At 56.7% G+C, this 15,987-nt stretch carries 15 protein-coding genes; 2 read left to right on the top strand and 13 right to left on the bottom strand.

From position 1 onward, the window contains the following. Nucleotide 1: 1 nt before the first annotated feature. Nucleotides 2–625 carry a peptide-methionine (S)-S-oxide reductase MsrA gene (gene msrA / locus WHS88_00805; GenBank protein MEJ5258712.1) on the bottom strand — a complete coding sequence of 208 codons (624 nt, stop codon included), beginning with the start codon at nt 623–625 and terminating at the stop codon, nt 2–4. A gap of 220 nt (nt 626–845) precedes the next feature. Between msrA and WHS88_00800 the strand changes: the two genes are divergently transcribed. Both WHS88_00800 and WHS88_00795 read left to right on the top strand, forming a co-directional pair. After that, on the top strand, nt 846–2,333 hold the full coding sequence (locus WHS88_00800; protein ID MEJ5258711.1) for an AAA family ATPase: 1,488 nt from the start codon (nt 846–848) through the stop codon (nt 2,331–2,333). A 1-nt stretch (nt 2,334) separates the two neighbouring features. After that, a complete protein-coding gene (locus WHS88_00795; GenBank protein MEJ5258710.1) occupies nt 2,335–2,610 on the top strand; it encodes an acylphosphatase in 276 nt (91 codons plus the stop codon). A 1-nt stretch (nt 2,611) separates the two neighbouring features. Here WHS88_00795 and dtd read toward each other — a convergent pair whose 3' ends face one another. The 12 genes from dtd to WHS88_00735 all read right to left on the bottom strand — a co-directional run bounded on the left by dtd (nt 2,612) and on the right by WHS88_00735 (nt 15,985). Further along, on the bottom strand, nt 2,612–3,061 hold the full coding sequence (gene dtd, locus WHS88_00790; protein ID MEJ5258709.1) for a D-aminoacyl-tRNA deacylase: 450 nt from the start codon (nt 3,059–3,061) through the stop codon (nt 2,612–2,614). Nucleotides 3,062–3,133: 72 nt separating this feature from the next. Then, the gene (locus WHS88_00785; protein ID MEJ5258708.1) at nt 3,134–4,177 is read right to left on the bottom strand and encodes a hypothetical protein; all 1,044 of its coding nucleotides are present in this window, start codon (nt 4,175–4,177) and stop codon (nt 3,134–3,136) included. Nucleotides 4,178–4,330: 153 nt separating this feature from the next. Continuing rightward, on the bottom strand, nt 4,331–5,104 hold the full coding sequence (locus WHS88_00780) for an imidazole glycerol phosphate synthase cyclase subunit (GenBank protein ID MEJ5258707.1): 774 nt from the start codon (nt 5,102–5,104) through the stop codon (nt 4,331–4,333). Next, complete coding sequence (locus WHS88_00775) at nt 5,101–6,783, bottom strand: PrsW family glutamic-type intramembrane protease (protein MEJ5258706.1); 1,683 nt, start codon at nt 6,781–6,783, stop codon at nt 5,101–5,103. The genes WHS88_00780 and WHS88_00775 overlap by 4 nt, the downstream gene beginning before the upstream one ends. A gap of 35 nt (nt 6,784–6,818) precedes the next feature. After that, on the bottom strand, nt 6,819–8,345 hold the full coding sequence (locus tag WHS88_00770; protein ID MEJ5258705.1) for a YifB family Mg chelatase-like AAA ATPase: 1,527 nt from the start codon (nt 8,343–8,345) through the stop codon (nt 6,819–6,821). Nucleotides 8,346–8,425: 80 nt separating this feature from the next. Next, nucleotides 8,426–9,739, bottom strand: a complete 1,314-nt coding sequence (gene lysA, locus WHS88_00765; protein ID MEJ5258704.1) for a diaminopimelate decarboxylase — start codon at nt 9,737–9,739, stop codon at nt 8,426–8,428. Between the two features lie 62 nt (nt 9,740–9,801). Then, complete coding sequence (gene hypB, locus WHS88_00760) at nt 9,802–10,458, bottom strand: hydrogenase nickel incorporation protein HypB (protein MEJ5258703.1); 657 nt, start codon at nt 10,456–10,458, stop codon at nt 9,802–9,804. After that, a complete protein-coding gene (locus tag WHS88_00755; protein MEJ5258702.1) occupies nt 10,455–10,802 on the bottom strand; it encodes a hydrogenase maturation nickel metallochaperone HypA in 348 nt (115 codons plus the stop codon). Before WHS88_00755 ends, hypB begins: the two co-directional genes overlap by 4 nt. After that, complete coding sequence (gene hypE, locus WHS88_00750; protein ID MEJ5258701.1) at nt 10,802–11,890, bottom strand: hydrogenase expression/formation protein HypE; 1,089 nt, start codon at nt 11,888–11,890, stop codon at nt 10,802–10,804. The genes WHS88_00755 and hypE overlap by 1 nt, the downstream gene beginning before the upstream one ends. After that, nucleotides 11,865–12,647 carry a prepilin-type N-terminal cleavage/methylation domain-containing protein gene (locus WHS88_00745; protein ID MEJ5258700.1) on the bottom strand — a complete coding sequence of 261 codons (783 nt, stop codon included), beginning with the start codon at nt 12,645–12,647 and terminating at the stop codon, nt 11,865–11,867. The genes hypE and WHS88_00745 overlap by 26 nt, the downstream gene beginning before the upstream one ends. Next, on the bottom strand, nt 12,644–13,453 hold the full coding sequence (locus WHS88_00740) for a hypothetical protein (protein MEJ5258699.1): 810 nt from the start codon (nt 13,451–13,453) through the stop codon (nt 12,644–12,646). The genes WHS88_00745 and WHS88_00740 overlap by 4 nt, the downstream gene beginning before the upstream one ends. Before the next feature lie 54 nt (nt 13,454–13,507). Further along, nucleotides 13,508–15,985, bottom strand: coding sequence for a PQQ-binding-like beta-propeller repeat protein (locus tag WHS88_00735; GenBank protein ID MEJ5258698.1), 2,478 nt, complete (start codon nt 15,983–15,985; stop codon nt 13,508–13,510). Between the last annotated feature and the right edge of the window lie 2 nt (nt 15,986–15,987).

Here is a 15,987-nt window from a genome sequence, read left to right as displayed (position 1 = left end):
GTCAATCTTCCTTTTTTGAAGGAACCTGATTGGGCTCGGCGGGGACAGATTTCTTCAGCTCTTCGATAACAGGGACCGGAAAGTGAATATGACAATAGCCCGCCGGATTCTTTTCCAAATAGCGCTGGTGGGATTCGGGACCGGGCCAAAATGTGCCGGCCGGAACAATTTCCGTAACAATCGGCCGACGATACCGGCCGCTTTTGTTTAAATCGGCTATAGCTGTCCGGACGGCTTTTTCCTGTTCCGGATTATGGATAAAAATGACCGAGCGATACTGTGTGCCGATGTCGTTGCCCTGGCGGTTCTTCAGGGTGGGATTGTGGATTTCAAAAAAGACCGTCAGCAGCTGAATATAAGAAACCGCATTGGGGTCATATCGCAGCTGAACAACCTCCGCATGGCCGGTATCGCCGCGGCAGACCCGCTCATACGTCGGATTTTCGATTCGTCCGCCCATAAACCCAACGGCCGTCGCGGCCACACCGGGAACCTCACGGAAGGCCTGTTCAACACCCCAGTAGCAGCCGGCCCCAAAGGTCGCCGCCGGCAGCGATAGGAGCTGATTGGGGTCCTGGATTTTCAGGACTGTTTGTGCGTACTTTGTCAGCGAATAGGGAATCATGGCGGCCTCCCTGCGAGCGTGTGCCGACGAAATCATCGGCCAAACACAGCACAACCACAGAAACCATCGTTTTGTTTTCGCATGTTTCACAATATATTCTTACGGTCCCTGTCCGGCCGCAGTTCTCGGAAAAAGCCGCCCGAAGCCGCCGATGAAAAAACTTGAAATTTTGCGGTCCGCCGGTACCATACCAATCAGGATGGCCAAGTCAGAAACAGCGATGAATGATGTTCAGGAACTGCTCCGGCTGGTGGAAGGCGGGGTCAGCTGCCTTTCGATTGTCACCTATGAGGAGCATCAGGCCCTCGAGCTCATTCGCAAGGCCGCTCAAATCCTGGACTGGAAGATGCGGATTTGGTCCGTCGGACGCGGCAGCCGAGACGGCCTCCACCCGGTGCTGGGCGGCAAAACGGAAAACCCGTCTCCGGAAGAGGGACTCAAGGAGTTCTGCAACCTGCCTTCCCGCACGTTCTGCGTTGCGCTGGATTTGGGCAGGTATCTTCAGTCTCATCTGATTCTGCGGATGCTGCGGGACACCATCCATCGGGTTGAACTTAACCAGAATGTTCTGATTCTGATTGACGGGGAGGATTGTCTGCCGGAGTGCATCCGCAGCTACAGCCGGCGGTTTGAGCTGTCGCTGCCGAGTGAAGAAGAACTGGAAAACGTTTTTCGAAATACCCTGCGTCAAATCCACAACAAAACCCCGCTGGAAATCGGCTTAAGCAAACAGGGCCTGAAGGCCATCATTCGGAATCTGCGGGGGCTTTCGATTCGCCAGGCCCGCCGGGTGGTGGAGGAGGCCGTGGCGGGCGACCACCGGCTGGATGATGAGGACGTCAACCGGATTATCGCCGGCAAACGCCGCCTTCTGGAGGCCGATGCTCTGCTGGAATATGTCGAGGCCCCCCTGACGCTGGACGAAATCGGCGGGATGAAAAACTTAAAAGAATGGCTGGCAACCCGCGAAAAGGCCTTCAGTCCTCAGGCGGCTGAATTCGGACTGACCCCGCCGCGGGGGATTCTCATCCTCGGCGTGCAGGGAGCGGGGAAGAGTTTGTGTGCCAAAGCGATTGCGGCGGCGTGGCGTCAGCCGCTCTTTCGGCTCGACTGCGGAACCCTTTACAACAAGTATATCGGCGAATCGGAAAACAACCTGCGAAAGGCGCTGCGCCAGATTGAGGCGATGTCGCCGGCGATTTTGTGGATTGATGAGATTGAAAAGGCGTTTGCCTCCGCCGCCAGCCAAAGCACGGACGGCGGGCTGAGCAAACGGATGTTTGCGACGCTGCTGACCTGGATGCAGGAACACAAGCAGCCGGTGTTTCTGGTGGCCACGGCCAACGACATTGAGGCCCTGCCGCCGGAACTGCTGCGAAAGGGCCGGTTTGATGAAATCTTTTTTGTCGGCCTGCCCGGCAAAGAGGTACGGCGGGAAATTTTTGCGATTCATCTGAAAAAACGCAAGCGGAAGCCGGAAGAGTTTGATTTGGAGGCCCTGGCGGAGGCGGCCGAAGGATTCAGCGGTTCGGAGATTGAGCAGGCCGTTCTCTCGGCTCTGTACAAGGCCTTCCACCAGAAAAAAGAGGTGGATACAGATCTTCTCCTCGAATCGGTGCGCAATACGGTCCCGCTGTCAGTTACGATGCGGGAGCGGGTGGAAGCCCTTTACCAATGGGCACAGGGGCGTGTGATTTGGGCGGATTGAGATGGAACCGATTGCCGAACATGTTATCTTTTCCGGACGGGTGCAGGGAGTCGGGTTTCGCTATACAACGCGTCGGATTGCCGAGCGGTACAACCTGACCGGCTGGGTGAGAAACCTTCCCGACGGGACGGTGGAAGCGGTCTTTCAGGGCTCCCCCGAAGCCGTGCAGGGCTGTCTGAATGAAATCAGCGAGCATTTCGTGGGGTATCTGCGGGACAAGCAAATCAGCCCAATGGTCTATAATCCGAACTGGAAAGATTTTCGAATCACATACTGAATTAAAAAAGCCGCCGGCTGTCCAGCAGAATTGTCACCGGCCCATCCTGAAGGCAGTCGATTTCCATCATCGCCGCAAAGATGCCGGTCTGAACCGTCAGGCCTTTCGCCCGAAGCAGTTCAATGAATTCTTCATACATCTTCCGGGCCTTCTCCGGGCCCGCGGCGGCGGTAAAATCCGGCCGGCGGCCTTTGCGACAATCGCCGTAGAGCGTAAACTGACTGATTAGAAGCACGCCGCCGCCGACCTGCTGCACATTCCGATTCATCCGTCCGTCGGCGTCTTCAAACACACGAAGATGAGCTATCTTGTCGGCCAGATAAACGGCATCCGCATCGGCATCCTCCGCACCGATGCCGACAAAGACCAAAAGCCCCTGCTGAATCTGTCCGGTGATCTGCCCGTCCACTCGGCAGACGGCTTTTTTGACCCGCTGAACAACCGCACGCATCGTCTTCTCCTGAAAAGAACGACTGGACAGATTATCCGCTTTTAAGAAAAGAAACAAGAGGAGAAAAACCCATCAGGACTGCGGCTGCAGACCGCTCAGGAGGACATAAATGCGAAGGGAGGGGTCCTGGTCCTCGTAAATGCCCCGATGAACGCGGGCTCGTCCGAGCAGGGCTGTCAGGACATCGAAACCATACAGCAGCACATCCGGCAGCCCCGGAATATCGGCCATCATCTCCTGTCCGCCGACCATCAGGCAGGCCGCCGCCTGTGTCTGCTTCAGGGAGAATCGGCCGCCGAGCGTGCATTGTTCGAGTGCCTGCCGGACCGCTCGGGAAATGCTGCTTCGGTCGGGCGGTTCAGACAGCCGGCTTTCTCCCATCACCGTCCAGCCGCCCGCCGTCAGGACATCCAGATAATCCATGGAATCAAATGTCAAATAGGGCGTCGGCTGAGCGCTGAACCGATTAAACAAAGCAAACAATTCCGCACGGCGGCGGAGGAAATCCTCATTCGCCTGTCTGCGTCCGCCGCCGACCTGCGAACCGGCCGCTACCATAGGCCGGATAAGGCCGTGAAACCTGTTGAGAAGATGCGGCAATTCGAATAAAAAAATGCCTGCGGTGCGTCCCGGACGTCGAAAACTGAGCAGACGGGCATAGCTGTTCACCACATCCATCAGGGAACAAACCAAACCGCCCTTTTCCGATTCGTCCTCTGACAGGCACAGCATCAGAAAATCTGCATCTTCCCCAAAGACCTCTTCCATTCTCCCGAATAAATCCCGTCCGATGGCACGGGGAGATTCTTTCGGACTGCCGAAACGGAGACGTTTTGGAAGAGCCGCGGGCCAGAGACATTTTTGGTTTTCCGGCAGATTGAGCGATTTGAGATGTGCCGCATCGGAACTGACAGCAATGACCTTTTCATAGCCGAGACGAGAAAACCATTCGGCCAGACAGCAGCCGGCCGCCCCGGCCCCTACCCAGCCAAACCGAACGGAACCGACCGGATGGCGGACCGGACCGGGCTCCGAAACCGGCGGCTGAAAGTGTTCCAGTTCCAGCTCCGGAATCAGAATCGGCCCTGTTCGAGATGAACGGCTTACGGCGGCCATATCCGAAATATCTTACTCCTCGAAACAATGCTCCGATAAAGTCTTCGACTTCGAAGTCTCTATCCATCCATCGGCAGGAAAAGACCTTCGGATAACCTCTTTTCCAGAGCCCCCCTGAAAAGCCGCTGTCGGAAATTTCTGTCCGATAAAACTCTATTTTTCCGACAGACTGACCGGAACTCCCTTGCTTTTTAAATAGCGTTTTAACTGGGGAATATCGATCAGGTGAAAATGGAAAACGGAGGCCGCCAGAAGGATAGAGGCCCCGGCCTGAACGGCCTGATAGAAATGCTCCATCGTACCCGCTCCGCCGGAGGCGACGACTTCCGCGGAACAATTTCGTGCAATCGCTTCGATAAGCGGCAAATCATATCCGGTTTTGGCCCCGTCGGCGGCCTTGCTGGTCGGCAGGATGACGGACACGCCGAACCCATCCACACGTTTGGCCCATTCGAGGGCATCCGTTCCGGTGGCAGTGCGGCCGCCGTCAATATAGACCTCATAGCCGGAAGGCAGAGCCGGATTGCGGTCCACGTCGATGGCTACAGTGATGCGCTCGGGACCGAACTCTTTGACCATTTCTCCGATGACGGACGGTCTTCGGAAGGCCGCACTGCTGACGGAGATTTTATCCGCTCCCGCCTCCAGAACCGCTTCCGCTGAAGCGGCATCCGTAATGCCGCCGCCGACCGTAAAAGGAACTGTAACCGCCTCTGCCGTGCGGCGGACCACCTCCAGCAGTGTCGGGCGGTTTTCCACCGTGGCGGTAATATCGAGCATAGCCAGCTCATCGGCCCCGGCCTCACAGTAGGCCTGCGCACAGGCGACCGGATCGCCGGCGTCCCGGATATCCACAAAATGCACGCCTTTCACGACGCGTCCGTTCTGCATGTCCAGACAAGGCATAATCCGAACCGACTTTTTCATAACTGCTCTCCTGCAACAAGATTTTGGGTGGGCAGCTTCGGTTTTCGCAGCCACGGAAGCCAGAAACCCCGTCGCAGATTGTAGGTCCCCAGCGCTGAGGCAAAGAAGAAAACCAGTACCCACGTAAACGAAATAGTCCCGCGAAACTGCTCATACGCCAGCGACGGCCCGACTGCAAGAGCCGCCGCCAGATACTCCAACATCACCACCCCAACCAGTCCGGCACCGAGCCGCTCTCGCAGACGAAAAAGCCGAGATGCCTGCGCCGCATCAAAATACTTGGACTGATTGAGCGCATTATTCAGCATCCGAACATACAAAAGCACTTCCAGAAAAACCAGCCCGACCGAAATCAGCCGCGCCTCTTTCCAGACAAACCGACTTATCAGAAAGAAATCATAAAATCCGTGGAGGAAAGATGCCAGCAGAAAACAGAACAGAACATTGCGCCGGACGGTGCCCGTACGTCCATAGCGGGCCAAAATGACTCCATACATCACCAAAGAAGTATAGAACATGTGGCCCACACAGCACATCATCGCTCTGGTTTTCACAAGGGACAGCCCGGAACGGTCAAAATAAAGAATATTCTCCAGAAAGGCAAACCCAAGGGCTCCCAGCGAGGCATAAATCAAATAATCAATCGATTCATTGATTTCTTTCGTAAAGCGCAGGATGACCAGCACCGGCAGCAGTTTGACAGCCTCCTCCGCCAGACCGATTGCCACGATACAATACAGCAAATCTCTGCCGGCACTGACATTCAGTCGGAGCGAAAAGGAAACGGCAAGCAAATCCCCCAGAGGAAAGACCAGCAGCAAGGCGGCCATTCCCATCAGAACGGTCAACCAGACCCAGCGGGCTTTTTCCGGCTCAAACAAATCCAGACGCCGCAGAAACCCAACCCAAAGAAGCAGAATGAAAAATGCGGCGGCAATCCCGGTCGGATGAGCCGCCTGCCGAAACGGCCGAAAAACGGCGGCGGCATACACAAGGGGCTGTCTGTTCCGGAGGGCCAGACGGCGGACGGTGGGGGCGGGCAGAAAAGCCCGGAAATGCGGATTCTCGCAAAGCCGACGCAAAGACTGCGAATCCTGGGTTTTCTCAAATAAGTCAGCCAGTTCTTTGACGGCCGCGGCGGTATGTCCTCTGTTCTGAATTTCCGCTTCAAATGCCGCCCGGGCTTGTGAATAGTTTCCCTGTCCGGCCAGGGCCTGTCCCAGAAAAAGATGCACATACGGCCAATGCGGATTTTCAATCTGCTGCAGATACGCGGATGCCTGAATGAGCTGACCGGTTTTGATATGAATCAGAGCATAAACCAGCCGTCCGATGTCGCGGCGGTTCGGCTCCGAATCATTCAGCCAGCCGGCATATTCTTCGAAAAGAGCCGAAACGGAGGAAGCTCCGCCGTCCTTCTGAAAAAACGTCTCCGCATAAAGGATATGGTACGGCAGCGACGCCGGATGTTCGGTGCGCAGGCGTTCAACAGCCGTCCGGACGGCTTCCGGATTGCGCATCTTGACTGCCGCGGCCAGTCGAGACGCATCATCCGGCGGCTCCGGCACAAAGCGGTTGACCAGCCAAACCGCCGCCAGAGGCGGCAGAACCACCATCAAAAGAAACGCCGGCGAAACGGAATGTCGGGGCTGTACCGGATTGTCTGTCTGCGCCTCCATCAAGTCCGGTTCATCCGTCAGGGTTCAATCTCCGTCTATAACTTCCGATCCAGTTTCCGATAGCCGACGGCCTCAGCAATATGGGCCGGCTGAATGTTTTCCGCCCCCTCCAAATCCGCAATCGTTCGGGCAACCTTGCAGATTTTATCGTGGGCTCGGGCCGAAAGGGCAAACTCCGTCATCGCCTGACGAAGCATCATCTCGGAGGTCGAATCGAGCGTGCAGAACTGCTCGACCTGCTTATGGCCCATCGCCGCATTGGTCATAAAGGGATGATCAAAGCGCTGCCGCTGAATCTGCCGGGCCTGCTGAACCTGAAGACGGATTTGGGCGGAGCCGTCGCCGCTGCGCCGGGAGCGAAGCTTTCGAAACTCCACCGGCGGCACATCAATATGGATATCCATTCGGTCCATCAGAGGACCGGAAATTTTCGCCATATACCGTTCAATCTGCGTCGGGGTGCAGCGACACCGCCGCATTGCCGTGCCGAAATAGCCGCACGGACAGGGATTCATCGCGGCAATCAGAATAAAACGGGCCGGAAAACGGAGCGTCCCCTTGGCACGCGAAACCGTTACCTGCCCTTCTTCGAGGGGCTGGCGAATCATTTCGAGCACGTGGCGGGGAAATTCAGCAAACTCGTCGAGGAACAAAATGCCGTGATGGGCCAGCGACAGTTCGCCCGGCCGCGGATGAGTCCCGCCGCCTACCAGTGAAGGCCCGGAGGCGGTATGATGCGGAGCCCGCACAGGCCGAGCGGCAATCAGCGCCTTATCTTTGGGCAGGAGCCCCACCGCTGAATAAATCTGCGTGGTTTCCAGCGACTCCGGCAGGGTCATCGGCGGCAGAATGGTGGCCATTCGCTGGGCCAGCATGGTTTTGCCGGTTCCGGGCGGTCCAATCATCATCAGATTGTGCCCGCCCGCCGCGGCAATCGTCAGGGCCCGTTTGACCGACTCCTGCCCTTTGACATCCGCAAAATCCACCTCGTAGGTTCCGCATTCTTCAAAAAGGGCCTCCAAATCCACGGTCGTCGGCTCAATCGGAAGCTGACCGCTCAGCAGGGCCGCCGTCTGGGCCAGCGAGCCGACCGGAAAGACCTCGATATCCTTGACTACAGCGGCCTCGCGGGCATTGTCCAGCGGCACAATCATTTTGGAAAAGCCGCCGGCGGCCGCCGTCATCGCCATACTCAACACCCCGGTTACCGGACGTACCCGCCCGTCGAGGGCCAGTTCCCCGATGACGACATAGTCCCGCAGCGCTTCCGGCGAAAGGGCTCCGCTGCAGGCCAGAATCCCCAGGGCAATCGGCAAATCAAAAGCCGGACCGACCTTTTTGACATCCGCCGGCGCCAGATTAATCAGAGATTGGGTGTCCGGATAGCGAAAACCGGAGTTGATGACAGCGCTGCGGACTCGTTCGATGCTCTCCTTGACAGCTGTATCGGGCAGCCCCACAATAACCGGCCGTTCAAAACCGCCGCGGGAGACATCCACCTCCACCTCACAGAGCACCCCTTCAATTCCCTCGACCGTCACCGAATACAAACGTGATAACATAGGCAAACTCCTCTCCATGCCCCGACTCTTCCCTGGGACGCGAGAGCGAGTATAGCCGCGGGAGAAAAAGAAAGCAAAAATTATTTTGCGGGCTGACCGGGCAGCCAGGACAAGTCTATTTTCTCCGGTGCAATGAGGTCTTCATAGGTCTGGCGGCGGCGGATGACGGCGAATCGGCTGCCGTCCACCAGCACTTCGGCACAGAGGGGACGGGCGTTGTAATTGCCGGCCATGGTAAAGCCGTAGGCCCCGGCGGTAAAAATCGCCAAATACTCCCCCCGCTCCACCGGCGGCAGAAGCCGGTCTTTGGCGAAATAATCCGTGCTTTCGCAGATGGGGCCGACGACATCGACCTTTTCCATTCCGGGCATGGCGGGTTCTTTGACGCGGGCGGGCGGCATCAGACGTTCCGGCACCGAAGTCGGCCAGATAAAATGAAACGCCTCATACAGACAGGGACGAATCAGGTCATTCATTCCCGCATCGACAATCACAAAGGTTTTCTGTCCGCCGACCTTTTTGTACAGCACCTTCGTCAGCAGAATCGCCGCATTGGCAATGATGCTCTTGCCCGGTTCCAGAATCAGCTTCAGGTTTGCTTTTTTCAGCAGCGGCACCAGACCGGCGGCATAATCCGCCGCTGAAGGTACCGTATCGCTTTCATAATCGGCCCCGTAGCCGCCGCCCAAATCGAGCGTGTCAATCCGAAACCCCTCTTGGCGAAGCTGCTCAATCAGCGGCAGAATCTTCTGAACCGCATTCACATATGGGTCAATAGTTTTGCCGCCGGAACCCAAATGAACATGAATGGCCGACAATTCCACCGCACCATTGCGTCCGTACTCGGAGAAAACCTTCTTGGCCCGTTCCATATCAACGCCGAATTTGGTTTCCTTCACGCCGGTTGTAATGTGCTTGTGCGAGTCATACTGAATATCGGGATTGACCCGCAGGGCTCCTTTGGCCTTTTTGCCGTGCTTTTTGCACAGGTCAATCAGGTTCTGCAGCTCCGCTTCCGATTCAATATTAAAATAGGCAATGCCCGCCTCGAGGGCATCCAGAATCTCCCTGTCGGTCTTGCCGACGCCGGCAAAAACGATTTTGGACGGGTCGGCCCCGGCCTGACGGGCGCGGTACAGTTCCCCGCCGGAGACAATATCAAAGCCGCTGCCGGCCTGGGCCAGCAGGCGGAGGATATGAATATTCCCGCAGGCCTTAATCGAGTAGCAAATCAGGGTCTCCAGCCCCGCATAGGCCTTCTGTATCTTGGTAAAATGGTCCAGAATCGTCGCTTTGCTGTAGATATAGACCGGCGTGCCGACGGCCTGTGCGACGGTCTCTACGGGCACATCTTCCGCGAATAAACGACCTTTTTTATATTGAAAACTGTCCATAAAAAACCTTTCGAAGGATTCTGCTTTCGTCTGAATGAAATTTCGGACGGGGTACTATAGCCCTACGGCTGCTTTTTTTCAAGATGCCGCCGGAGCCAGTCGTACCAGGCGTCTATCCCTTCGCCGGTAGCGGCCGACAGCTGCAGAACCGGCGCCTGGGGATTGACGGTGTGAATATCCGCCAGGACACGCGAAAGGTCGAAGGGAACATAGGGAAGCAAATCAATCTTGTTAAGGACAATGACGGATGCACCGGCAAATGTTCCGGGGTATTTGGCGGGTTTGTCATCCCCTTCCGGGACAGACAAAATGACGACACGGCCGCTTTCGCCCAAATCAAAAGCGGACGGACAGACCAGATTGCCGACATTTTCGATAAAGACAAGGTCCAGCGTTTGGGCATCAATCATTTTGAGGGCATTCTGGACCTGTTCGGCGGACAAATGACAGGCCCCTTTGGTCTCGATTTGAAAGGCGCGGGCACCGGCGGCCTGAATCCGTCGGGCATCGTTATCCGTCTCTATATCCCCTTCGATAACGCCGATGGCGTACTGCCCTTTCAAATCCCGGATGGTTCTCTCGAGCAGTGCGGTCTTGCCGGCGCCGGGGGAAGAGATGACATTCAGACAAAAAACCTTATGTTCGGCAAAAAACTGTCTGTTTTTGGCGGCCGCTTCTTCGTTGCGGCTTAAGATTTTCTGATTCAGCGAAACCTTCATGATTTGTCCTCAAACTCGATTTCTTCCAGCAAAAGCGGGGCATCCGGCTGTATCTCAAAATCTTCACTGCGGCACTGCGGACAAAGCGGGGTCATCAGGTTCAGCTCAAAAACCGTTCGACACGCCCGACAGACCGCCCGAAGCGGAATCTGACGGATTTGCAGGAGCATTCCCTCACACACTGTGCCTGCCGCCGCCGTTTCGAAAGCAAATTTCATTGCCTCTTCATTAAGGGCATTAAACTGTCCGCAGGAAACAACCGCCCGAACCGGTCTGGCCTTCAGCTTCTCGGCATGCTCCAGAATGGTGCGAAGAACACTTTCGGCGACAACCGTTTCGTGCATCAGCAAATCCTCGGCAAATCGCGTCCATAGGGCATCGGCACAATCCGTCGTCCGCCGATGCGGGTACACAGCTCCACCATCGGAACCCCGTCGGATTTGCAGACTCGTCCAATCAGGGCCGCCCGTTTGCCCAGCGGATGCTTTCGGCAAACCTCGAGGGCCTTGCCGGCTGCCTCTTCCGAAACAACAACCGCCGCCTTGCCCTCGTTGGCAATATGGAGGATGTCCAGCCCGAGCATTTCCGCAGCAGCACGAACCGCCGGCTCAACCGGCAGCGCCGCTTCCTCAATTTCGATTGACACGCCGGCCCCGGAGGCGATTTCGTTCAAAACAGCCGCCAGCCCGCCGCGCGTCGGGTCGCGCAGAAACTTAATCCCGTCCCCGCAGGCTTCAATCAGCTCTTCAATCAGACCGTTCAGGCAGGCGCAATCGCTCACAAGATTTCCGTCAAACGGGATATCGCCGCGCTTGGACAGAATGGTCATTCCATGGTCGCCGAGCGTGCCGTTAATCAAAATCCGATCGCCCCGGGCTATCCGCTCAAACCCCAGCCGGGCCTTCTCTAAGGGCAGCCCGATGCCGGCGGTATTGATGAACAGACCGTCGGCCGCTCCTTTTTCAACCACTTTGGTATCACCGGTCACAATGGACACACCCGCCTGCTGCGCCGCCTGAGCCGCCCCGGCCAGAACGGCCTGTAAATCGGCCACAGGAAACCCTTCTTCGATAATCAGGGCCAGACTGAGAACCAGCGGGCGAGCCCCGGATACAGCCAAATCGTTGACGGTGCCGCAGACGGCCAGCTTGCCGATGTCGCCGCCGGGAAAAAACAGGGGCCGCACGACAAAACTGTCGGTCGTAAAACAAAGCGGCTGTGTGCCGGCCAAGACCCGAGCCGCATCCAGAAGCGGCTTGTTCGGCTGTCCGAAATGGGGCACAATCACCCGCCGGATGAGGTCCTCCATCAGACGACCGCCGCCGCCGTGCGCCAGCAGAATGGTTGCCGTTTCATCCATTCCGAAGATTGTAGCAGACGCAGCCGGACAATTCAATCCGAGAATCTCAGTTGCCGGACAGGTCGAATTCATCGGCCAGTTCGAACCGCTTGAGGATTTCCTCGAGGGCATCATACGGTCGAGCGCCGACATCCACCGTAAAGCGGTCGTCGGAATTGTCGGCGGAGCGGACGGCCCCGTCTGCATACAGCAGATTGACGGTTTTCCGCAGATGACTGGTTCGGGTAAACACCCCAAAGGCCTCCAGCGACGGATGCACCAGGAACTGCACATCCATCACCAGCGCCCGAATGCGGCGGCCGTTTCGGTTTTTTCCCAAATCGCTGAGCCGGATGTGAAACGTATCCGGTTTGCCGCTCAGCAGGGCAACCGAGGCGTGGCGGTAATAATAATCGCTCTGGGCCTGGCGGCGCCCGACATTGGCCAGCTGCCTGTCGGCCTCGGAGGGCTGGTCGGCCCCCGGACAGAACAGGACCTTGGGCTGCTCGGACAAATAGCCGTTCAGCAAAAGCCCCAACCCGACGGGGCGGCCGTCCAGCAGCGACAGAAGACTGGTAACATTGCCGGTGGCCGTATAGAAATTATGCCCCATAATCGGCAGCCCTTCCGGGCCGAAGGGAATTGTGTCATTGTAATCGTAGGCATAGGCCCGTATCGCCAGCCCCACCTGGCGCAGATTGGACAAACACACCGTCTTTTTGGCTCTCTGACGAGCGGCGCGAAGTGAAGGCAGCAAGATAGAAACCAGCAGAACCACGACCCCCAGCACGGTCAGCAGTTCCAGCAGCGTAAAACCGCACCTGCCCCGTTGAAGCCGCTCTTTTTTCATTCTGCATCCTGCTGCAGCCACAGGTCCGTCAAAAGAATGAAATCGTCTAAATCCACAAATCCGTCGCCGGTCAAGTCGGACATCGACCAGGTTTGTTTGAGCCAGTCGGCCGAGAGAACGGCAAAGTCTTCCAGATTCACAAGTCCGTCCCCGTTCAGGTCCGGATGGTGAGGATATTCATAGACCCGCACGTTGTCCAAATCCCAGTATCCCCCGGCCTGTCCGACCGCGCGAAAGGCGATGCCGACGGCCTTGCCGGCCCAGGGGTCGCTTTCCTGAACCGTCGGCAGATACAGCGTAAATGTCCGCAGATAGTTGGGGACAATCGCAGAGCCCGGAACCAGCACCGTATGAAAATCATTGGCATCGGCACCGGCATAAAAACCGATGCTCAGATAATCCATCGGCTCTTCAGCACGCGGCGGAAACCGCATAGAAGGACAGACATCCACCAGGAGCCGATAGGACCGGCCGACCTGAAAAACCGAAGAAAGCGTCTGAAGAAAGGCATTGCCGGAGGCCGTGTTCAGAAAGGCCAGCTGAGCCCCGTGTGCATTGACAATATGGTCTCCGGCCGGACTGTTGGGAGGAGGATTGAGGAAGGTTCCCGTATTGGAACTATAAAGCGGGTCCAAATCCAGTTCCACCCAAAATGGGGCCACCGGGATAGCATAGAAAGGGTTTTGCTCCGGGTCGATTGTCGGGATTTCAAACGAATGATTGGCCACAAAAAGAGACGCCCCATGGGCAGCAGCCGCCAGCACAGCAAGAACCCCCAACCCTGTCAAACAACGAAGCGAAGTCATTTCACCATGTCCTCCCAAACCTATCCTTTTCTCATGAATCCGAATCCTTGGGAATTACCCCATAACCAACGCTCTTTTTTGAGAATCCTGACGGATAGAATACACCATCAGCGTATTGCCCCGCCGCACAAAAAGCCGCCCATGACTGATGACCGGATGCGTCCAGTGCTGCTTGTCGCCCAGCGTAATGGTCATTTCGCTGACGGGCGCAAATTCTTTCGGGTCGGCCTTAATCAGACCGATGACGCCGGGTTTTTCCGCATAGGCATAAAAAAGCCCATCCGCCCAGAGAATCGAGCCCTTGTTGTGCCATCGCTGGGTGTACATCAGCTCACCGGTCTTCCAATCAACACAGGCCCAAAGGCCGTCTTCATTTCCTTTCCATGTTGAACCGTACACATACCCATCATGAAAAACGACACCGCCGTGATGGCAGTCGAACTCCTGGTTAGTCCATTCCCGCTGAAGCGACCAGCCGTCCTGGGTAAATGTAAACTTAATCGAGCCCATATCATAGCCGCTGACAAACAGCAGCCCCCCTTCATAAAAAATCGGGGTATTGGGATGCACCCCCCAGTTGCGGCCTTTGATATAGTCTTTCATCGGATATTTCCAAAAGAGCTGACCGGAAGCGGCATCGACGGCAAAAAGGTAATTTTCCGTCATCCCGGCCAGAATGGTTCGTCCGGCCCAGCGAAAAATCGCCGGCGTGCAGTACGAGGCCGTATCATTCAAACTGTCCGTTGTCCAGACCACATGCCCCTTTTGGGCATCGACCGCCGCCATGGTGGTTTTCGGGCCGCCGATGGTCACAAAGACTTTCCCTTCCGCCACAACCGGAGACATCGATACCCCCCAGCGAGGCATAGGCCCCTGAAAGTCGGTGTACAGCTCCGCCGCCCATTTTTCCCGGCCGCTCTCGGGTGAAAAACACACAAGCCGACCCTGGCCGCTGAGAACATAGAGCAGGTCATCGGCCCAAACCGGCATCCCGCGCACCCCCGGGAATGAGCCGGTCCATTCCGGACCGTAATCGGCAGTCCAGAGCCGATTGCCGTCCCAATCCAGACAGGTGAGGACGCCGCGTCTGTTTTTCAGCCCCGTAACAAAAATTTTTTGCTGAGCCACGCAAACCGATGAATACCCGTCGCCCAAATCGTCGGCTTTCCAGAGCAATTCCGGACCTTCTGCAGGCCATTCCTTCAGCAAGCCGGTTTCGGGACTTCGATTGTCTCGATTCGGGCCCCGCCAGCAGGCCCAATCCGACCCTGCAGACGACTCGGCCATCTCGACAGCGGCAATGACCGGCGGCGAATCCAGCAGCGAGGCAGCCGGTTTGCGGCGAACATCGATGCAGACCAGATCACCCTTGGCATTGCGGGCATAAATCAGACCGTTGGACAACACCGGCATCGTCCAGCAGCGGCCCTTAAGAATCGGGGCTGAGGCAATCACGGAGAACTCTTTCGGAGAAGCCGGAGCAATCATCAGGCGGCCGTTTTCGCTCAAAACAATTAGTTTGCCCGCCGCCGCCGTCAGCGTGCCTTTGCCGACGCTTTTTTCCGTCCACTGCACCTGGCCGGTCTTCCAGTCCAGACAAACCAGCTGATTGTCATCAATCCCGTACACCCAGCCGTCCAGCAGAATCGGACCGGAAAGCTGCGAGCGGAGATTTTTGTTTTCCCAGACCTTTTTCGGCCCTTCCGGCGTGACCTTCAGAACCGAAGCTCCCCGATTGTAGCCGGAGGTAATGAGGATTTCATCGCCCCAAACAACCGGGTCGGAGGCATTAACATCCCAGCTGGTCTTCCACGGATACGCCCACAAAACGCGTCCGTCCTCCGGCGCAACACTGTACAAATGGTCTTTGCTGAACAGAAGGACTTCAAACCGGTCTTGCCGGGGAAAAAGCACGGCGGTTGCATATCCGCAGGGTTCCTTCTCGCTTTGCCAAAGGACGGCACCGGTTTCTTTGTGCAGGGCCACACCCGTTGAACCGGCATTCAGAAAAATGCGTTCGCCCGCAATCAGCGGAGAACCCGCATAGCCCCACTCCGGCTTTTTGAGGTCGGCATTCTGCTGCCAAATCACCGCCCCGCTGTTAAGGTCCAGACAGAAAACCTTGCCGGTCTTGCTGATGGTATAGACCTTTCCCTGATGAATGGTCGGCGTCGCATTGGGTCCCCCCTCATACAAATTAGGAGTCAGGGGTTCGTCATACGTATGCTTCCAAAGGAGTGTGCCGGTTTGAGCATCAAAACACCAGACGACATCGGTATCTTTGCCGATATTACCCATGGTCACGGCTTTGCCGTCTGCAACGGAAACCGCGGAAAACCCCGTCCCCACAGAAGCCGTCCAAAGGGGCTTGGTGGAATCAGACAGAACCATCGGGTCCCAATCCGTCTCGGAAGAAATGCCGTCGTGATTCGGGCCCCTCCAGCACGGCCAGTCCGCCGCAAGTGTTATCGAAATGAATCCAAGGAAAAAACAGACCGCCGCAAAAAAACTCGTTCGCTTACTCTGCATCATAA

The organism is Anaerohalosphaeraceae bacterium, assembly GCA_037479115.1.
Lineage (GTDB): Bacteria > Planctomycetota > Phycisphaerae > Sedimentisphaerales > Anaerohalosphaeraceae > JAHDQI01.
Note: the sequence above shows the minus strand (reverse complement) of the source record. Positions and strands in the feature narration are given on the sequence as shown.